19 protein-coding genes, 1 other RNA gene and 2 pseudogenes are annotated in these 18,868 nt (G+C 36.3%); 9 read left to right on the top strand and 13 right to left on the bottom strand.

The window, feature by feature from the left end; all coding sequences use genetic code 11:
* A pseudogene (locus Sarmat_RS02695) lies at positions 1-275 on the top strand (hypothetical protein); the annotation flags it as partial.
* A 165-nt stretch (positions 276-440) separates the two neighbouring features.
* Here Sarmat_RS02695 and Sarmat_RS02690 read toward each other — a convergent pair.
* Genes Sarmat_RS02690 through Sarmat_RS02675 form a run of 5 tightly spaced genes read right to left on the bottom strand, consistent with a single transcriptional unit; the run spans position 441 to position 3,507 of the window.
* Positions 441-641: a transposase gene (locus Sarmat_RS02690; RefSeq protein ID WP_202149308.1), complete on the bottom strand. Its 201-nt coding sequence runs from the start codon at positions 639-641 to the stop codon at positions 441-443.
* Complete coding sequence (locus Sarmat_RS02685) at positions 619-777, bottom strand: hypothetical protein (protein ID WP_202149307.1); 159 nt, start codon at positions 775-777, stop codon at positions 619-621. The genes Sarmat_RS02690 and Sarmat_RS02685 overlap by 23 nt, the downstream gene beginning before the upstream one ends.
* The gene (locus Sarmat_RS02680) at positions 770-958 is read right to left on the bottom strand and encodes a hypothetical protein (protein ID WP_202149306.1); all 189 of its coding nucleotides are present in this window, start codon (positions 956-958) and stop codon (positions 770-772) included. The genes Sarmat_RS02685 and Sarmat_RS02680 overlap by 8 nt, the downstream gene beginning before the upstream one ends.
* Positions 924-1,121 carry a transposase gene (locus Sarmat_RS07325; RefSeq protein WP_410520493.1) on the bottom strand — a complete coding sequence of 66 codons (198 nt, stop codon included), beginning with the start codon at positions 1,119-1,121 and terminating at the stop codon, positions 924-926. The genes Sarmat_RS02680 and Sarmat_RS07325 overlap by 35 nt, the downstream gene beginning before the upstream one ends.
* Positions 1,060-3,507 (bottom strand): hypothetical protein, encoded by a 2,448-nt coding sequence (locus Sarmat_RS02675; protein WP_202149305.1) that lies wholly within the window; start codon positions 3,505-3,507, stop codon positions 1,060-1,062. The genes Sarmat_RS07325 and Sarmat_RS02675 overlap by 62 nt, the downstream gene beginning before the upstream one ends.
* 151 nt (positions 3,508-3,658) lie before the next feature.
* Between Sarmat_RS02675 and Sarmat_RS02670 the strand changes: the two genes are divergently transcribed.
* Positions 3,659-4,306: a phosphatidate cytidylyltransferase gene (locus Sarmat_RS02670; protein ID WP_202149304.1), complete on the top strand. Its 648-nt coding sequence runs from the start codon at positions 3,659-3,661 to the stop codon at positions 4,304-4,306.
* A 76-nt stretch (positions 4,307-4,382) separates the two neighbouring features.
* Here Sarmat_RS02670 and ssrA read toward each other — a convergent pair.
* Positions 4,383-4,732: a transfer-messenger RNA gene (gene ssrA, locus Sarmat_RS02665) on the bottom strand.
* Positions 4,733-4,754: 22 nt separating this feature from the next.
* Entirely contained in the window at positions 4,755-5,636 is an 882-nt protein-coding gene (locus Sarmat_RS02660) for a 5'-3' exonuclease (protein WP_202149303.1), read from the bottom strand.
* Positions 5,637-5,875: 239 nt separating this feature from the next.
* On the opposite strand from Sarmat_RS02660, the gene acpP reads away from it, so the two are divergent.
* Together acpP and fabF are read left to right on the top strand one after the other, a co-directional pair.
* Positions 5,876-6,148, top strand: coding sequence for an acyl carrier protein (gene acpP / locus Sarmat_RS02655; RefSeq protein ID WP_202149302.1), 273 nt, complete (start codon positions 5,876-5,878; stop codon positions 6,146-6,148).
* Between the two features lie 152 nt (positions 6,149-6,300).
* The gene (gene fabF, locus Sarmat_RS02650) at positions 6,301-7,548 is read left to right on the top strand and encodes a beta-ketoacyl-ACP synthase II (protein WP_202149301.1); all 1,248 of its coding nucleotides are present in this window, start codon (positions 6,301-6,303) and stop codon (positions 7,546-7,548) included.
* 169 nt (positions 7,549-7,717) lie between these two features.
* Here fabF and Sarmat_RS02645 read toward each other — a convergent pair whose 3' ends face one another.
* From Sarmat_RS02645 to Sarmat_RS02630, 4 genes are all read right to left on the bottom strand, one after another.
* Positions 7,718-10,123, bottom strand: a complete 2,406-nt coding sequence (locus tag Sarmat_RS02645; protein WP_202149300.1) for a VirB4 family type IV secretion/conjugal transfer ATPase — start codon at positions 10,121-10,123, stop codon at positions 7,718-7,720.
* A 25-nt stretch (positions 10,124-10,148) separates the two neighbouring features.
* Positions 10,149-10,439 carry a VirB3 family type IV secretion system protein gene (locus Sarmat_RS02640; protein WP_202149299.1) on the bottom strand — a complete coding sequence of 97 codons (291 nt, stop codon included), beginning with the start codon at positions 10,437-10,439 and terminating at the stop codon, positions 10,149-10,151.
* Between the two features lie 166 nt (positions 10,440-10,605).
* Positions 10,606-12,051 carry a UDP-N-acetylmuramoyl-L-alanine--D-glutamate ligase gene (gene murD / locus Sarmat_RS02635; RefSeq protein ID WP_202149298.1) on the bottom strand — a complete coding sequence of 482 codons (1,446 nt, stop codon included), beginning with the start codon at positions 12,049-12,051 and terminating at the stop codon, positions 10,606-10,608.
* A 43-nt stretch (positions 12,052-12,094) separates the two neighbouring features.
* The gene (locus Sarmat_RS02630) at positions 12,095-12,631 is read right to left on the bottom strand and encodes a ClpXP protease specificity-enhancing factor SspB (RefSeq protein WP_202149297.1); all 537 of its coding nucleotides are present in this window, start codon (positions 12,629-12,631) and stop codon (positions 12,095-12,097) included.
* Positions 12,632-13,100: 469 nt separating this feature from the next.
* Here Sarmat_RS02630 and rpsB point away from each other — a divergent pair, with 469 nt between their 5' ends.
* The 5 genes from rpsB (at position 13,101) to Sarmat_RS02605 (ending at position 17,449) form a co-directional block, all read left to right on the top strand.
* Positions 13,101-13,970, top strand: coding sequence for a 30S ribosomal protein S2 (rpsB, locus tag Sarmat_RS02625; protein ID WP_202149296.1), 870 nt, complete (start codon positions 13,101-13,103; stop codon positions 13,968-13,970).
* Positions 13,971-14,084: 114 nt separating this feature from the next.
* Positions 14,085-14,954: a translation elongation factor Ts gene (gene tsf, locus Sarmat_RS02620; RefSeq protein WP_202149295.1), complete on the top strand. Its 870-nt coding sequence runs from the start codon at positions 14,085-14,087 to the stop codon at positions 14,952-14,954.
* A 595-nt stretch (positions 14,955-15,549) separates the two neighbouring features.
* Positions 15,550-16,089: a 50S ribosomal protein L9 gene (rplI, locus tag Sarmat_RS02615; RefSeq protein WP_202149294.1), complete on the top strand. Its 540-nt coding sequence runs from the start codon at positions 15,550-15,552 to the stop codon at positions 16,087-16,089.
* A 285-nt stretch (positions 16,090-16,374) separates the two neighbouring features.
* On the top strand, positions 16,375-17,055 hold the full coding sequence (locus tag Sarmat_RS02610; RefSeq protein WP_202149293.1) for a GNAT family N-acetyltransferase: 681 nt from the start codon (positions 16,375-16,377) through the stop codon (positions 17,053-17,055).
* A 262-nt stretch (positions 17,056-17,317) separates the two neighbouring features.
* Entirely contained in the window at positions 17,318-17,449 is a 132-nt protein-coding gene (locus Sarmat_RS02605; protein WP_202149292.1) for an IS630 transposase-related protein, read from the top strand.
* A 281-nt stretch (positions 17,450-17,730) separates the two neighbouring features.
* Here Sarmat_RS02605 and Sarmat_RS06815 read toward each other — a convergent pair.
* A pseudogene (locus Sarmat_RS06815) lies at positions 17,731-17,847 on the bottom strand (IS481 family transposase); the annotation flags it as partial.
* 136 nt (positions 17,848-17,983) lie between these two features.
* Positions 17,984-18,130, bottom strand: a complete 147-nt coding sequence (locus Sarmat_RS02595; protein WP_202149291.1) for a hypothetical protein — start codon at positions 18,128-18,130, stop codon at positions 17,984-17,986.
* Positions 18,131-18,868: the final 738 nt, after the last annotated feature.

The following is an 18,868-nucleotide window of genomic DNA, read 5'->3' as shown; positions in this document are numbered from 1 at the left end:
GAGCTACATATGCTGACAAAGGTTATTGCGTTGCTCCCGCCAGGATAGCAGCGGCTCGTAAGGGAGTTCATCTATGTGCTATTAAGAAAAACAATATGAAGGAAAAGAATTTTGATCTCGAGCGCTATTATACTTACATTAGATCTCCTTTCGAAAGGGTGTTTGCTCAGGATAATAAACGACTGCGATATGTAGGAATAGCAAAAAATCAATTTGCTGAATTTATGAATGCAATCTGTTTTAATTTAAAGCGTTTAACCGTCCTTGCTGTATAAAACAGGTAAAAATACATCTATTTAGGCTTATAACAAAACTAAAACAGCTAAAAATGAGATTAATTTCTGATTTGACTAAAAAACTATGCAGTTTTTAATAGCAAAATCCTTATAAAATCACTCAAACAAAAATTTTAACTACAAAATACAAAATTTTCTAAAATCTCATCTTACAACGGTCCCATGTGATAAGTTTTTCGTCATAATTTTTGTAAAAGCCAATTGTACAAAAGCCTTAGCTGAAGAGGTGGTTATTTCGCAATCTTTTGACAATCTTCTAAAGTTACCAAGCCAAGCGAATGAGTGCTCTACAAGCCATCTCCACTGTTGGACCTGAAAGCCCTTAGTGCCAGCTAGGCTTAACAATAGACCTCTTGCATAACCTAAAAATGAAGGAGGAATTTTTAGGAAAAATGATGTTGAGCGCCGCAGCATACTCTAGTATATGAGGAGCGCAAAGGAGTTTTGACAACAAAATTATCCCACGGAATAGGTTATACAAGAGGTCTAATGGTAAGCAAACTACCACGAGTGTGGGTATAAAACCACTTCTGTAAATCTCCTTGGTAACATTGGTCCGCTAAAATCCTTACTAACCTTGGAGATTTTTCCTTTAGACCAAATAATACTCTTTTTGCACAGTTGCTATCATGAGGGGTTGCGCTGTGGACATCGATATTCATAGGATAACCTAATATTCATAGGATAACCTAGGGTATCTACAACTATATGACTCTTCCTACCTGCAACCTTTTTGCCTCCGTCATATCCCTTTCCTTCATTTTTAATCAATAAATTGTTTTTTCTTCGGAAGATCCTGTTGCTGGGGATCTTTGATCCATTCACACTTGTAATCTAGAAGGTCTTTTAATGACACTTTCTGTTTTGCATTATCTACACCATATTCATGGACAGAAGCGCTTTGCAACTCACTCAATGCATCTCGTATCTTTTCTACGTCTCCTCCGGCCTGTTGTAGTTTTGATAATGCATTCTGTAATGACGTGACTGCGTTATCAAATATCTCTTGATGCTTTATAGTTGCTCTACCATAATGATGCAATTCTAGATTCTTTTCAAATCTAGCTATGTTTGGATCAAAAGTGAATTCTTTATTCTGATTATATATTTGCCCCTGAAATCTATGCGCATTGATTATAAACATACTAACTAACTCCTCTGCGGTGCCCTTATCTAAAATATTAGTATCTAGAACAAAAGGCATAGTGCCAAGAATACATAAAGATAAGAATCGTAATATCCCTACAAGAGTTCTGCCATTATGATCTATTAGAAGACAATGGGACTCAGCAATATAGTTTGTTAAGTTAACAGCAACTCTATACATAATACTTGCCCTTGCTTCTTTTATAATTTCTTTTGAAAGTTCTATCTTTTTACCATACACTACCGAATCTAGCTTTTGCAACCCAAGTGCATAATAAAATATCATGTTATTATTTTTTAATGTTTTTAAAGCATTATCTATACTTTCGGATAGTAATTGATATCGGTTTGCAATACCGCACTTAGTTGTATGCTTAAGGAGTACTCCGGATGATGAAGAGATCCTATGTCGACTAATACAGGGCTTTATATCGATGAAAGTAGCTTGAAGTAGCGAGTCTTGCATAATATATGCTAGATTATCATCGTTACTATTCTTTTTTAGATCTCTAGGCAGTTTGTTAAAAATCTGACTCTCATCTTTCATATCACCTCTAGCCTGTTTAATCTGCTCCGTTACTCGTTCTACGACGCGATGATGAGAACCTTGAGTTGATATATAACCCCCGCTTATCTGACACATCGAAATAGCACGCATTTTTAAGTTTTGTATGGAAGCGATATGCTGACCTTCATCTATTTTATCTTTATACTTGACGTATTTATTTTTAATATGCAGAGTGCATAGAGCCATGTCTCTTATCATCTCTAAAATATCATTTGCTTCTATATCGCCTTTTTGGATTATCTCTCGAGCTCTAAGGAGCATAGATACTGATGACATAATGCTCCCTTCCAAATTACCTAATTCTTGTACAAACCATGATTCTACAGGATTTTTTGGATACCAACTGATCTCATCAAAGAGGCCGAGATTCAGGAGAAAACTTGTATCTGATAGTTTGGTAAATATCCTGTCAATATTTTGTTTTTTGAATTCTTTCTCTTCCAGTACGATCTCTTGTAGTATATGTTCGAATTGCGCTCTCAACACGCTAAGATCTATTTGGTCCTCCTTAGCAATCTGTCCCGCATAAAAGTCAGCCGCTAAGTGACGAATGGACAGAGATTCCCATAATGCATAAGGGAACTCTTGCCTCGTAGATTTATTAGGAGCATCTTGCATTTGAATTGCAGATAATGTTACTGCTCTTATTACCTTATCAATACTATTTCTATCTTCCAACCCCATCTCGTACAAACCCAAGTGAAAGCGCAAAATATTAATATTATCGCATTTTGCTTTTACTAAAGTATTTTCATAAAACTGACACTGCGCATTCGTTTCAGCGGTCTTACTGTGTTTTAAGAACTGTATATGATCGAGCATTAGTTCGACAGCTAATTCTGGGTTGTATAGCACTATGATTTCGGATGGTTTGGGTTTTGGAGAAAATAATAACATGTTTATATACAATGAACGTTCATACAGCATCTTCGCGGTATGATATGGTACACGTGCCCCCCTATGAATGAGATGTAGCATCGCTAGGCTTTTATCTTGATATGTGAGAAATGGTATGATATCCTCTATCCCTCCCTCCTTTTGTTTCTCGAGCAGAGTATCCAGCAGCTTCATAATACGTAATGCCCTTAGCTGTATCGCCTCGCATATACTTTGATCATGTTCAAGGAGTTCTGATAAACGTGATGCGCCACTCTCAAGATCACAATTTTTTAATTCAGCAAAAAAATATTCAATCCACCGCTCATCTTCAATACGAAGATCAAGAAATAACTCTGTCTTATCAGGGTGTAATTTTTTATATAACGCTAATGCAGCGTGATATGTAAGATTCAAGCATTGCCTAGTATCTTGTTTTTCAGATAATAAAGTTTTAGGAATTATCGTTTCATTTTCTAAAAACTGTAATGTTGATTTTATAAATTGAGCGCTAAAGTTATTTGGGGTATGAGTTATTTGATTTTGAATCGTGACATTCGGTAGACTTTTTCTTTCGGGAGATCTTGATTTTGCATCACGCAGCCATGAAGAGATTTGCATATTATTAAAATGTTTTATTCATTAAGTCATTATCACGTATAATATAATTTATAATCACATCATGCAACACTTCTTGAAGATAACATCCAAGATGTGCTATATCTAAATAAGATCTACAGAGCAAACTTTAAAAACACAAGCTAATCAATTTATGCGAGAGTTATATCTAAGGTTCGTCTTTGGCCTCTTGATGGTGAGCATTATCGTTACTGCAATATGTTTATATCCCATCGTCTTTTCAGTACTGTTATTCCTGCTCTGGTGCGCCATGCTGTATGAGTGGCATCGCATGTGTGACAGGGATGTACTATGCAATATAATTGGTTTTACGGTTGTAACTTGCGCTGTATGTGCATTACAATATCTTTTGTTTATAGGACAGCAGGAGCTGATGTTATGGTATTTTATTAATATCTGGGGTACGGACGTTTTTGCTATGATTTGCGGCAAAACCTTACGCGGACCAAAATTAGCGCCGGTAATCAGCCCTAATAAAACAATCAGCGGTTTCGTATGCGGGGTATTGTGTGGCGCGAGCATTAGTTATGCCGTGTATTGGTTGTTGCGAATCAATCATACTTATCATTTTGTCTCCGCCTTCTTCTTTCAGGTGGCAATAGTGAATAATATTCTGGCACAAGGTAGCGACTTATTTGTGTCTTATTTCAAAAGACGATTTAAAATTAAAGATACTGGCACTATCATCCCTGGTCATGGTGGAGTATTAGATAGATTCGATAGTATATGTTTTAGCGTTTATTCTTTATTTTTTCTTTTATATTTTGCGCAAACTTTTTAACTTGCAGTAAATTTTTTAAAAGGAAAAATGAGACAAAAAGATGCAAGAGATGAGGCGAGCTGAGTAGGATTTGAGAGATGAGGCTTTTTCTGTTGCTCGGGAAAGCCCCAAACCGCTAAATCATTAAGCGGCCTGGGCCACTCTTAGATTCGGAGCAAAATTATCGTTTGCATTTACTTTAACAACCCTTTTTAATACTTATGCCTTCACATAAACACCTCAGTGGAAATTATACTGAAGCAAAAATTACCCCTTTAAAAGCACGTCGATGCTATTTCATCCCCCAAATAAAATTAACATAACTGGTGGAGATGTCGGGTATTGCACCCGAGTCCGCTACTTGTATTATGAATAACAGTTTATTGCCATAGCTTTAGTTCAAAGCTAACAACTATAGTAACATGAAATACAAACAAAATCAAGAGAGTGTATTATGAGAAAAAGAATACTATCTTAAATCAGAGTCTTGCATTATTTGATCTAATGCGCTAATCCGAGGCTCTAATGAAGAAAAATTATGTGATTTGAGAAAATCATATATCTTGGCATCAATCTTCCACCGAAGATCCTCTATATTAACAGAAATTAGAAGTTCATCACTCAGGTGAACTAAATCTCTAGATAAAAAAGCGGCCGCCTTATCTGATAGTAGCTTGCGCGAATAAGCGACTACATCTGGGTGATGCAGGTTATTATAAAGCTCTTCTAGCGTATTGAAGTTCTTGATTAACTTTGCAGCAGCAACCCGTCCAATGCCGCCAACTCCAGGTATATTATCTGTTCGATCGCCAACTAGCGCAAAAAAATCTGCTAGTTGAGCTGGAGGCGCGCCAAACTTACGTGTAACAGTTTGTGTATTTAGAATTTGCTTTGTGATTGGTTCGTAAATTACAACAGAGTCATTCACAAGTTGCGCCAAGTCTTTATCAGATGAAACAATATAAATAGAGTAATTGTTTTGCATTCTATATACTAAGCTTGCAATAATATCATCAGCTTCACAGTTTGATTGTTCGATGTATCGGATATTCATTGCGGCAATAGCTTTTCTAATAAGCGGCAATTGTTCAATCAATTCGGGCTTTAATGGCTTTCTATTTTTCTTATAATCTGGATAAATTTTATGTCTAAAATTTTTACCCCCACTATCTAATGCAATACATAAATATTGAGGTTTTAATGTTTTTAATAATTTAATAAGGATAGAGAGAAATCCATATACTGCACCTATTGTTTTGCCGTACTGCGTAATTGTATGATCTTGAGTGTAGTATGCGCGAAATACTAAACCATATCCATCAATGATGGTAATTACCTGATTAGTTGACATAATGAAAAAAATTCCTTGCGTTGTTTAGGTAAAACTAGTAGACAAAAATATAAAATAGTATATTTATTATACTATATATATGCAAGACATTGCGCGAATGTATAATCGTTTTTTATAAACTGTTGTATGCAATGTTATCTGGCATATGTATATGAGCTAGCTTTGTTGTTCGTTGTATCAACATATTACTTCCGCTAGTTATTGTATTATCTTTTTCAATTCTTATAGGTATTAAAAAAATGAGCATAAATCCAGAAATTTCTAGGGATGAAATAAAAAAACAAATTATTGAGATTGTTACACAGACGCTCAAGGATGGTCCTAGAGAGATAACTGAAGGATTACGTTTTTCTGAAGATTTAAATGCAGATAGTTTAGATCAGGTTGAGTTTATTTTAGCAGTTGAATCCCGCTTTTCTTGTAATATACCAGACGAAGATGCTGAGAGAATTAAAACCGTTGGTAATGCTATTGAATATATTTATGGTAAATTGATAAGCGCGAGAATGTAATGGCTTGCTTAGCCTGTTTAAGGTATTGAGATATTGATATATAGAAAATTTGTTTTGCTATTCTTTCTCTTTTTGCCTTATAGGTAATGTAAATATTTATTTTAGCAATAGGTTGTAGAGATAACGAACTGGTATTAAAATTGTAAAGTGCAATGTTGAATAAAAAACGTGTGGTAGTGACAGGCATTGGCGCAGTCACTCCTCTTGCTCAGAACGCTATAAATACTTGGCACGCTTTAATTGCTGGTAAAAGTGGTATTAGAGCTATCGATAGGTTTGATACAACTCGCTTTTCTTCAAAAATAGGGGGGATGATTTGTGATGATTTTAAACCTGAAGCATATATCCGACCACAAGATCTGCGTAAAATGGATTTATTTATTCAGTATGGTATAGCAGCTAGTAAACAGGCTATAGAAGATAGTGCTTGGGTCCCTTCTGATGATGAGCAGAAAGAGCGTACAGCTGTGATTCTTGGATCTGGGATAGGTGGTCTGCAGACCATTGAGAATACCTCTCTAGCGTTAGAGAAGTCATTAAAAAATAATACTAGCCCTTTTTTTATTCCGGCTTCGTTAATTAATCTGCTGCCGGGACATGTTTCGCTCATATATGACTTTCGCGGCCCTAACTTTTCTGTAGTAACGGCATGCGCGAGCGGAGCGAATGCGATATGCGAGGGGTATCATATTATTCAGAATAATTATGCCGACGTTGTTGTAGCTGGCGGGGCGGAAGCTCCTATTACTCCGGTTGGGGTTGCTGGCTTTGCTGCTGCGCGTGCATTGTCTACCAAATATAACGATCAACCAGCTAGCGCCTCTCGCCCCTGGGATAAAGATCGCGATGGTTTTGTAATAGCTGAAGGTGCTGCCGTGGTAGTACTAGAAGAATATGAGCACGCGTTAGCAAGAGGTGCAAAAATTTATTGTGAACTCTTAGGTTGCGGTATGAGCGGGGACGCGTATCATATCACTAGCCCAGAGCCAACTGGTAGAGGTGCTTATAATGCGATGAAACAAGCCGTGGAAAGAGCTGGTGTAGACTTACAAGAGATCGGATATATTAGTGCGCATGGTACTTCCACCCAGGCTGGAGATGAAATAGAATTAAAGGCAGTGTCGAAGTTATACCAAGCATGTGAAAAAAAACCGCTCATGTCCTCTACTAAATCTGCTACTGGCCATCTGCTTGGCGCAGCAGGAAGCCTAGAATTTGCGCTTTGTATTTTTGCTCTGCAAAACCAAATTGCTCCTCCAACATTAAATCTGCATAATTCGATAGATAGTCAGATTGATCTAGTGCCTTTGTATGCAAAGCAGTTAGCTACAAGGTATGCGATGTCTAACTCTTTTGGTTTTGGTGGTACTAACACCTCTATTATCTTGGGCTTATTATAACTAGGTTGTTACATGAACGAGTTGCTAGATTTGAAAAGATTGTGACGGAGTGAGGGTGTTAGGCGCGTATCTTGTGATATCAAATCTTAATTTATACTTAGTCCTCACTAGTTCTTATTGGGACTTAAGCATCTAATCGTTTACCCTCTATTCGATTCGCGCTACGCATCTACACCTTACTCGCTTCAGCGTAGAAGAAACGTAGCCAATCTTGTGGATGCTCCCCGTGCTCTTTTCGCAATCTATTGAGTAGCAATACAGTCTCTACCCTACCAGAAAGTACATTAATTATATCATCCATACCACGTAAGTCTATTCGTGCTATCACAGCACTCACGCCTTGCTTAACTAAGAAATATCTAGAAGATGGGTCTAAGGTTTTAATTAAATCATATTCTCTTTGGCTCAGCATAAAAGCCTTGCGATATACATCCGTTGCCTTGAGATTAGGTAGAAAAATTTGCGTTGCAGTTTGTTGAATTAAAGTATCGCTAATACTACTTGCCGCAGCATCTTCTACGCTTTGAGTCGCGAAAATTACAAAAGTATTTAGTTTACGTAAAACTTTCAACCAGTCTTTGATTTTTGGTGCAAACACTGGATTATCTATCAATGCCCAAGCTTCATCAAGCACTATCATGGTGTTAGAGCCATCTAATGAGATATTGATTCTATGAAAAATATAAGATAATGCGGGGCCTAACGCATAGGGATCTTTTAACAAATTTGACATTTCAAAGCCAAAGTTACGCGCTGCGAATAAATCAATTTTGTCTTCTGGATTATCAAACAAACGCGCATGCGAGCCATTGCCATGCCACATACCAATTCTATTAGCTAAGCTGCCGGTATTAGCAATACCTAGAAAGGGGACTACGTTACTCAACTTTCTATCTGCAAAATTTAATCTGTAGTTCCCTTCTATCATCTGGTCCAAAAGCCGCACATCTTCGGCGCTCAGGTTTGGATCATTTGTGGTAACTAAAAGCTTGAGCCATTCCAAAAGAAAAGAGCGGTTTTCTGGAGTATCTGGTAGTTTTAAAGGATTAAAACCACAATCCTCGGTAGGATTAATTACAATATACACCCCTTCCAAACTCCGCACAAAAATTTCTGCTCCATGATCTTTATCAAACAAAAACATTCTTGGTTTAAATTTTTGAGCTTGAGCACACAAAAAATTCATCAATACTGTCTTACCCGCTCCAGTAGGCCCGATAATCAAGGTATGCCCAACATCTCTAACATGAAAGTTAAAATAAAAAGAAGTGCCGGATGTGGTATCTAAAATCGTTAAGTAATCACCCCAATGATTACGCTTCGCTTTGCCCTTAGGATAGTTATGCATAGACGCAAAACTCGCCATATTTAAGGTGTTAATAGTAGAAATTCTTGCGAGCATCTTATCGTTTCCTGGTAGCTGCCCCCAGTAACTAGCTTCCAAATTCACTGTCTCACGCACTGGCTGCATACCGCAATTCGAAAGTTCTACTGCCATCATAGACAAAACATTTTCTAATTCCTTTGGATGCTGAGATACGCACAAAACACTAATATGATGATCTCCAAATCCAAGCTCTCCGCCTGTTGCCATATCTAGTGCTTGGGAAATTTCGGCAATTTGCGAAACAGCCTTGTCTTCGGCTTGAATCATACGATTCTGTTGTAGCTGCATCTTATTCACTGCAACAGTTTTATTTATCATCTTAAAACTTTGAGTCATGATAAATTCATATGGCATTCTTAATAAATTATCAAAAATCCCAGGGAAAGTGTGAGGAGTATACTGCATCACGCTTATAATACCAGCAAATCGTCTACCAGTTGGAGCGCGAGCTTCAAGAGCTTTTTTACCAAAAAATAACCTAGTATTAGTTAACATTTCATCAATATTTGCTCTAGGTACTAAGATAGGAGTGCTATGACCACAATTCACAATCTGAGCAAGAAATTCTAAAATTTCAGAATAATATAATGATCCTTCCTGCTCTATCCCTAATAACTTAGGAGAGTAATCTCTAAAAGTATTAAAAATACGAGTTGAAACCTCATATATATTATCTCGCAACTCTCTAATTTCTTCATTTTTTCCATCTTTTACATTAGACTGTAGTTTTTTTAGCCAATACTCTAAAAGAGCCACTCCTTGGTTATTTGGTTTATACACAATGCTCGCGTACAAAGAATTAAAAAAAGAGGATTGATTCGCGTAACGCTTCTGCCATTGATTGAAAAATTGATCTAGAAAATTATCAGATGTAACTATACGAGGATCCATATGCATAGAGCTTTGATGCAATTGCTCTCTTTTTCGGATGGTATGAAAATAAAGAGATATATTACCAGCAACAATACTCTTTAAGAGAGAATTTCTAAGATTTTTTCTGATCTCTAAATCTTCATCATCGGCAGTTTCGAAAGAAAAACCGGCTACTTCTATCACTTGCACCAATTCGTATGACTTAGTAACGAGAGTATTACTATCTAAATGACATAAATATGGAATAAATCCTTTAGGATTCTTTTCTTTTTGCGAAATGTTGTCATGAAGGGTACGAGTACGAAAAAATTGCATAAAATTACCTTATAACTTATCTCTCTCATACCATGTAAGAATTTGCGCCATAAAACAAGCGATTTGGACAGTTTGCAAAATATTGATTGCGTAACATATATATTTCAAGAAATCTCGGTTCATGAAAGTATATTACATATCCAATCGCGTGTATAAACGCGCTTAAAATCAACACTTTCATACTTTCAGTCTGAATAAAAAATACTGATGCCAAAGCCAGGTTTAACATCGCATATTGAAGACTCACACCAAATATCATAGTTGGTCTAGTTAACCCCAAAAAAAGTGGGTCAGTTTTGAGTCTACCATTAACCATACGTTATGCCATATCTAAATAATTCAAACCTTTAATAGATAATTTTAACGCTATAATAGATAATCTCCAATACCGTTGACCTTATGATAGACCATTTATTGGTTTAATTAGAAATGTGTGGAGCTATATTACATCATCAGTAGTAGAGTTTTGCGAGAAAGAAGGTTTAGTAATTGGATACAATAGTCTTGAATACCTTGCCACGATCCTCAAAATTCTTAAACTGGTCAAGCGAAGCGCAGCAAGGAGCAAGTAGTATACAACTATCCTCTTCAACGTTGCTGGCATCTTGATAAGCCATATCTACGGCATTCACGAGATGATCATAAATACTCGCATGCGAAGTGCCGCGCATCCGCTGCCATTGAGCCATAAGTCGCTCTGCATCCTGTCCAAAAAAATACACTTTACGTATTTTATGAATATAAGGCTTCAATACCTCTATACCTCCAGTTTTAGCAATACCTCCGCATAATAAATACAATGGATAATCTAAGCTATTAATAGATTGAATCGCTGCTTGAGCATTCGTTGCCTTGCTGTCGTTATAAAAATCAATCCGATATTCCTTTTGCGAAGTTGTAGTAAAGTGAATAGAGCGCACATACTCCAGCCTATGCTCCAATCCGGCAAATGATTGAATTGATGATAAAATACAATCTACTTCAAGACCTAATAATCGAGATACAACATATGCCGCCAAAATATTTTGTCTATTACATTTAGCTAAGAGTTTAGTAGAATAAGAATAACTACCACATCTACTAGAAGACATAGACAACTTATTAGACTTCTTAGGTTCACAGATTTCTCTATCTGTAATATAAAAACCATCAGATAATGACCTATGACAAGAAATGGGAATAATGCGGCGGCACCCCAACTTATCAGACGCGGAATGTTTATTTTTATTTTTTTTATATTTTTGCCATATTCTGTAATTGTTAATATCATCTATACACAGAATAGTATTTTGAGATAACTTCAAAATCTTCTTCTTGGATGCAACGTATTTATTAAACGTTCCATACCTTTCCAGATGATCTGGAGTAATATTTAGTAATACTCCTACATCAAGCTTCATTTCGCTTATTAAATCAATCTGATAAGAAGAAAGTTCTATCACATATCCATGCTGATCTAGGGGTTCGTTGCATATAGATTTACCAATATTTCCGGCACAAGAATATTGTAGTTTGGCCGTATATAAAATGTGATGGATAAGTGCCGTTGTGGTGCTTTTGCCGTTAGTACCAGTAATACCAATTATTTTTTGTGCAAAACTGCATTTAGCATTAAGCAATCGATGATAAAATAAATCTAAATCAGAACAAAGTTTAACTCCATTTTTTACCGCTAACCGCAGCAAGCTATTTTTGGGGTCAATACCGGGACTTACAAATAATCGCTCAACTCCAGAAAAATCTTGAGATATTCTGTATAATTCCTCATTTAATTTTAATTGCGCAAGAAGCCCGACTGCCTCATTTCTTTTGTTACAATCGTCATCCCAAAATACTATACCCCCACGGTCTTTTATAGCATCTAACGCTAATAAGCGCAAAACTCCTATACCGCTTATTCCTAAGCCTAATACGCCAAAAACATGCATACTAAATTATCTTTAACCTCATGCATCACACCAAAACAGCTAATTATTTTTTACGAAAATCATCTAATACTATTATCTTATCGCTCTTAGTATTTTTTTTATTATCTTTGGTCTTGCTTCTAGTTTTTGATTTTGCAGCTCTTCTTTCTTGTCCCTGTAAAGTGGCAATATCTAATTCTAGAATCTTGGAGTCTAACTTAGAAGACGCATCTCTATTCAAATGTTTGAAATGAACACTAAACTCTGCAAAAGGATCAGCGAAGATAGTAATAGCATGGAATGGCACATATACTTCCTGTACCTCACCATGAAAACTTAAGGTAACAAAAAAACCTCTTTCGAGTACTTTTAATTTTTGAAACTGATGCTGTAATACTATAGTAATTTCTTCTCTATATAATTCCTTTAACTTAGATGATATCTTTGTTTCTGGGTCATCGGTTCTGAACGAAATATACAAGCAGTTTTCCTCGGGAATATTCTGATTTATAGCAATGCACTCCAAAACCTTGCGCACAACAGCAAGCATTGCTTCGTCTACTAGCTGAGAGTAGTTAATAGGCTTATTGATTTTATCCATATAATTTACTGGTTATTTTTTATCTCCTTTTACCTCAAAATGATTGTATACTAGTTTTGTATTTTTCGTCAAAACTACAAAGTCAGTTCATATCTCAGGGTATTTTTTGCAATAATCCCATTGCGCTACGCAAGTTTTCGTGCTACACTTGTCTGATGTTTTGCGCAAGGTAGCGCCTGCATACATATATTGAATATTAATTTTTATATTGTATATACCAAATAAATAACTATTCAAACACATGGAATCGACGGATTGACGAGGTTTCTTCTTGAATTGTCTTTCCGTCTAGATACTAATCTAGTCTTAATTTTGCTTGTAATTTTTAATACTTAAGTTTAGTAGCATATCACAACAGAATGCTTGCTATTAATTAAGCTGTTAATCGTTTTAATGCAAACATAAGCAGTTTTCTATGGAAGAATTAACTAGAACAAATCAAATATAATTTGAACAAGAGGTTTACTACATGCACGATTATTCTAAAATTCCACCCGTTACCATCCAAGATTTGGTAGACGCTTCAATACATTTTGGTCATAAAACAGATCGTTGGAACCCTAAAATGGCTCCTTACATATATGGAATTAAAGATTCCGTACATATCATCGACCTACGTGCCACAGCCGCTTTGCTACGCATGGCGCTACAGCAGGTATACGAAGTTAGTCAGGCTAACGGTAAGATTTTGTTTGTCTGCACTAAACGTCAAGGCGCACCTATCATTCAAGAGGCGGCAAAAAATTGCAATCATTGCTATATGGTGGAAAGATGGCCAGGCGGCACTTTAACAAACTACCAAACTATTAGCAAATCTATTCGGAGACTAGATGCTTTAGAAGAATTATTATCCGACCCAGGCTTGCAGGAGTCTTATACCAAAAAGGAAATTTTGAATCTTACTCGCGCAAAGGATAAGCTGTTAAAAGCTTTTGGAGGTATACGTAACTTGGGCAGTGGCAAACCTAATTTGATGATAGTATTTGATGTAAATAAAGATAAAACGGCAATTCTGGAAGCGAAGAAGCAAAACGTGCCTGTAATTGGAATAGTTGATACTAATTCTAACCCAGATTTAGTACAATTCCCTATCCCAGGAAATGACGACGCTATGCGTTCAATTAGATTATACTGCGATTTATTTTCTCAAGCTGCACTGAACGGCGCGCGTGATGCTCTAGCGGCCAGCGGTGGAGATGTGAAAAGCGAAATTACATCTAGGAACACCTCTGGTATAAAAAGAATTCAGAGCAGCCCGCGCCAATTAAAAAAAGTAGCGTTAGATAAGAATGATCAGCGCGCATTTGCAGAAGTGGCGCCGGTTGCAGAGTCTAAGTAACACAATAACAATATAAGATTGTTATTTGTATCGTTGCAGATCTGTATAGAATTTATAAGATATGAGAAAAACAATCAAAACAATAATTTAAAATTTTATTAGGAGTAAAATATTATGATTAGCGCCGCTTTAGTACAAAAATTACGCGAGAAAACTGGCGTAGGTATGATGCAATGTAAAAAAGCTTTAGAAAATGTAAATGGTGATTTTGAAGCTGCGGTAGATTTTTTAAGAAAACAAGGGCTAGAAGCCGCGGGCAAAAAATCGGACAGAGTAACAGCGCAGGGGTTAGTCTCGATATCAAAACGAGACGATCATAAATCTGCGGCTATTATAGAAGTGAGATGCGAAACTGATTTTGTGGCAATGAATCAGAATTTCCAACAATTAGTACAGAAAATGACTGATCACTGCGCTCGCTATTCTAGTCTTGAAGAGGTTCTTTCTTCATCTATCGATGGTTCTAGCGTTTCAGATTTTATCTCTAGCAACATTGCTGTTATTGGCGAGAAAATAGAATTAGCTAAGTTCGAGCAGCTTACAATAAACGATGGTATCATCGCTTCTTACGTGCACAATGCAACTACAAATAACCCTAATATGGGCGCTATTGGCATTTTGGTTGCGATCAAAACAGATTCTAATAATAATCAACGGTTGCTAGAGGTTGGTCGACAAATAGCTATGCATATCGCAGCATCTGATCCAAGAAGCGCAACTATTGAAGAACTAGATCCTAAAATAGTAGCTAGAGAAAAAGAAATATTGATAGAGCAAGCCAAAAATTCAGGTAAACCTGAAGAAGTCGCTTTAAAAATGGTGGAAGGTAGGTTAAAGAAGTTTTATCAGGAATTTGTGCTGTTGGAGCAGAATTTTATCATGGACAACACTCTGAGTGTAAGAAATTTTCTAGAAACCATTAAACAAGAATTGGGCGCAAATCGTTTAGAAATTATAAGGTTCATAAGATATCATATTGGATGATCTGCAATATTAGCATTGGATAATCGAATTCTTTTTTTATCTTTGCAGACTTGACAAGTGGAGTGATTCAACTATAACATATTATAATATACCCTTGTCACTCGCGTGCGAGTCGCAGTATTAATTAGACAGGGTTCATTAGGTTTATAGATGAATTATGATCATTTTGCACTGTTAGTAACGTAGAATAATCCTGCTAAGGGTGTGTGACCTAGATTATTGCTAATAAATTAATTACATATACTTTTCAGACACGCACCTCCTTAGTTAGCCAATCAGTGAGAGTTAACCAATCAGCAAGATGCGCAAAGGGTGTTTTTACTCGCTCTGTGTAGTGCTATGTAGCCTATCTAGTTTTATATAACCTATCTTCTGGTTTTATACAACCAGCTAATAGAAGTCTTGTTTCATGTAATGGGTGTTTATAAAAATACGCATTGCTATGGGTATTTTATGCGATTGTGTATGCAAACGTTTACGCAAAAGTTTGCGCAAAAATTTATACAAATGAAAATGAATAGTTAGACGGAGAATAGAATAAATTAAACAAAATATAACAATAACAATAAGAATAACGAATTAGAGGTGAACATAAATGGATGTGAGAGTTGTTTTGCTCGAGTCAACAAGACTTGGTCGCGCTGGAGAAATTGTACATGTGAGCAGCGGATATGCTCGTAACTATCTAATTCCTCAAGGGTTAGCGCAGATAGCGACGCAGAATGTACTACAACTTGTGGAAAGAGAGCGTCAGGCGCTAGAGCAACGAGAAAAAGACTTAGAAGCTAAAGCTCAGAAACTAGCAAAGAGCATGAAAGGTAGATTTGTGGCATTTATAAGACAATGTTCAGAAGATGGGCGTTTGTTTGGATCTGTTACGCCGAAAGATATAGCGCAAAAAATTAATGCAGAATTGATCTCCGATATTGGCGATAAACTCATTAACTCAAGACAGATTTTTCTTTTAACTCCTATCAAAAGCACTGGCCGTTTTAATGCTGAAATTGCATTGTATCATGACATTAGTGTTAGCGTTGATGTGTTAGTAGGCAGAACCCATGAAGAAGCTCTGAGTTATGTTACACAAAATGAAGACAAGAAGAGCGTTGAGGGAGAAGTGCGGAATGAAGCGTAGATAAATGCAATATAGGGATAATCGTTTTAGCTTCAGAATGTGACGAAGAATCTACAAAGTCTATGGGCAATTGCTTCGCGGCACGAAGCATAATATATATATTAGTTACCACTTGGTAATTCAACTGTATGCTATGCACAGATGCTAGATGTTTCTAAAATTGATCTAATACTAGAAAAAAATTTTTGTGCCAAGGCACTTTTTTTGCCTAGCATGTGTCGGTTAATGGGTATCACTTATTTTTCAGATGATACGGTGGCCGTGAACTCCACATATGCATCAAATATGTTCAATATAGTCTCAAGTAAAGCGCCGTCAACTCCCCTATTAACTGCTACGGCGCAACAAATCGTTAACTCTTTCAATAAAAATAAATTACCGTTTGGTTGGTGGGTTGGTCCTAATGCCTTAGATTGTAACGCTCAAGAGATATTAATTTCTGTTGGAATGCGTTTTAAGGAAGAGGTTATAGGTATGGCATCGCATGCTACGGATATAGATTACAATATTAGTGCGGTGCCAGACAATTTAATAATCAAAACAGTTAAATCGCAGCAAGACTTTCATGATTATGGCCTGGTGATGAGCTCTGTATCTACTCAATTAAACGAAGATATTGCGGTGCGTTTTTATCAAACAATCGGTGAACATTATCAAAAATCTCCTAAGGCTGATATGTTTATCGCTTATTTAAAAAATACTCCAGTTGCTATATCTTCTTGTATTGAGGCTCATGGTATTGGCGGGATATATGATATTGTAACCAATCCTCTTTTTCAAAAACGCGGAATAGGTACTATTATGACCAAGACCGCCGCACAAAGTTTAAAAAATAAAGGTTGTAGTATCATCGGAATGCAGGCTACTGCGCAAGGGGAAAGAATATACAGCAAATTAGGCTTTGCGAAATATAGGGCATTTAAGTGTTATTCTAATGAATATATGTTGAAGGAATCTCTCGTATAAAACTCTCTTCTTTTACGCTAACTGCGGCGACGTTGTCGATTTGAAGCTCTTATTTAGCTCCATGTACGCGGCGAGTTCTATACTTCGTTTGCCATCATGAGCCAGTTTCAAAAAGAAGTCTATAGTGGCACTGTTAACGTAATCCTAACACCAAGCTAGAAGTCATAGGTAATAGATTAGAATAACTCCCTGGAATTTCCGCTAGAGTATTAAATTTTAGCTATAGTAATTTAGGTTGAATTAGATATAATTTTTCGTTATAATGAAAGGAAAAATGACAAAAAGCTATAGCAATGATTTAAGAGAAAAAATAGTAGAATATTTAGAAGCTGGGAATAGTTATGACCAAGCACCTAAATTATTTAAAATGAAAGCTGATTGGAGAATGTTTTAATTAAGGAATTAAAGTCCGGCCAAGTTGTAATTATGGACAATGCCTCTTTTTATAAATCTTAGAACCAGTCACGTCAAATATTAAAATATAAAAAAAGAATTGCTATAATAGGCGTCAAAAAAAGAGAAAAGATGTCAAAAAAATATAGTAGCGACACTAGTGATAAAGAGTGGGAATTAATAGAAAAAATAATATACAGGCAAAAAGGTAAACAAGGTCGGCCACCACCTAAGGATGCAAGAAAGCTATGAGATGGAATATTCTATGTAACAAAAAATGGCTGTTTTTGGGTTAACATTAAATCCTTTAGCCGCTTTCTCTATACTCTCTTTACTATCACGGATCTCTCTACGGATTGCCTCCGTTGTTCTGGCATTCGCGTGTAATATTTGTCCCATAAGATTTTTCTCCATAAATTATTCTCTTCATAATATACACCATTATTCTCTGTGATCGAACACCGCTCAAATGAATAGAAATACTTATTTCTAAAAAATCTGCCCCTAATGAATTTCCAGTAATTCTCTACTGGATTTAATTCAGGGGAATATGGAGGGAGTGATGGTCAGAATAAACAATTGATAATTCCGCTAAAAATATAGACATACATTCAGTATCTGCATATGGCATCATCAAAGTGAAATTTTCTTCAGTCAGCGGGAGCAATAGCTCTATATACATAGGTTATATTGTCGTACAGCTTAATGTTTGACTAAAGGTCTAACCCCACCAGCATCTTTTGATATCATTAATTTGGCCAAATTTAGCTTCACTCTGGAATAATATCTTTTTACTTCTTTTGTTTGATCTTCGAATTGTTTTGTTTCTTTTTCAACTACTGCGCTGAAGTGTTTTTAAAAACCTCTTGTATCGTAACATCACGTTTGGGGCGGTAATTTTCTTGGCGCAATCTTTTTCCAACCATGTCTAGCTAAAAGCCTAGTAATTGTGCTTATAGATAAAGTTTTACTCACCTGTTCTTCATAAGCTTCCTCCAATGTCTTAAGAAGAGTAATTTCTTCTTCTCACGCGAGGCTTTGTGTCAATGGAACTTCCTGATAAATATACATACATCCTCTTCAGCATTTTAACGACACTTGTTTTCCCTGCTCCAAATAATTCTGCGGTCTGCTGCAGTTTAGCGTTAAATTGCAAAGGAATCAAAGCACTTTGAATTTCTTTAAAAATACGTAAATCGGAAACATGGGAAATTAAGAACCAGTCACGCAAAAGGTTGAAGTATTGGAGGGACATCGTTATGATTGGCATCAAAGGGAGGATATGAGATGTCAACGAGCTATACGAGTGATTTAACAGATGAAGAATGGGCCGTAGTCGAAAAGATAATTTACAAAAGAAGGGGGAAACAAGGCAGGCCGCCCCCTAGGGATGCCAGACGTTTATGGGATGGTATATTTT

Source organism: Candidatus Sarmatiella mevalonica (assembly GCF_016751895.1).
Taxonomy (GTDB): Bacteria; Pseudomonadota; Alphaproteobacteria; order Rickettsiales; family Rickettsiaceae; genus Sarmatiella; species Sarmatiella mevalonica.
Note: the sequence above shows the minus strand (reverse complement) of the source record. Positions and strands in the feature narration are given on the sequence as shown.

Coding starts and splice junctions, on each gene's coding strand:
- Sarmat_RS02680 (WP_202149306.1), bottom strand. CDS start 958: ATGAATATCGATGTCCACAGCGCAACCCCTCATGATAGCAACTGTGCA.
- Sarmat_RS02675 (WP_202149305.1), bottom strand. CDS start 3,507: ATGCAAATCTCTTCATGGCTGCGTGATGCAAAATCAAGATCTCCCGAA.
- Sarmat_RS02670 (WP_202149304.1), top strand. CDS start 3,659: ATGCGAGAGTTATATCTAAGGTTCGTCTTTGGCCTCTTGATGGTGAGC.
- Sarmat_RS02660 (WP_202149303.1), bottom strand. CDS start 5,636: ATGTCAACTAATCAGGTAATTACCATCATTGATGGATATGGTTTAGTA.
- acpP (WP_202149302.1), top strand. CDS start 5,876: ATGAGCATAAATCCAGAAATTTCTAGGGATGAAATAAAAAAACAAATT.
- fabF (WP_202149301.1), top strand. CDS start 6,301: ATGTTGAATAAAAAACGTGTGGTAGTGACAGGCATTGGCGCAGTCACT.
- Sarmat_RS02645 (WP_202149300.1), bottom strand. CDS start 10,123: ATGCAATTTTTTCGTACTCGTACCCTTCATGACAACATTTCGCAAAAA.
- Sarmat_RS02640 (WP_202149299.1), bottom strand. CDS start 10,439: ATGGTTAATGGTAGACTCAAAACTGACCCACTTTTTTTGGGGTTAACT.
- murD (WP_202149298.1), bottom strand. CDS start 12,051: ATGCATGTTTTTGGCGTATTAGGCTTAGGAATAAGCGGTATAGGAGTT.
- Sarmat_RS02630 (WP_202149297.1), bottom strand. CDS start 12,631: ATGGATAAAATCAATAAGCCTATTAACTACTCTCAGCTAGTAGACGAA.
- rpsB (WP_202149296.1), top strand. CDS start 13,101: ATGCACGATTATTCTAAAATTCCACCCGTTACCATCCAAGATTTGGTA.
- tsf (WP_202149295.1), top strand. CDS start 14,085: ATGATTAGCGCCGCTTTAGTACAAAAATTACGCGAGAAAACTGGCGTA.
- rplI (WP_202149294.1), top strand. CDS start 15,550: ATGGATGTGAGAGTTGTTTTGCTCGAGTCAACAAGACTTGGTCGCGCT.
- Sarmat_RS02610 (WP_202149293.1), top strand. CDS start 16,375: ATGTTCAATATAGTCTCAAGTAAAGCGCCGTCAACTCCCCTATTAACT.
- Sarmat_RS02605 (WP_202149292.1), top strand. CDS start 17,318: ATGAAAGGAAAAATGACAAAAAGCTATAGCAATGATTTAAGAGAAAAA.
- Sarmat_RS02595 (WP_202149291.1), bottom strand. CDS start 18,130: ATGTATATAGAGCTATTGCTCCCGCTGACTGAAGAAAATTTCACTTTG.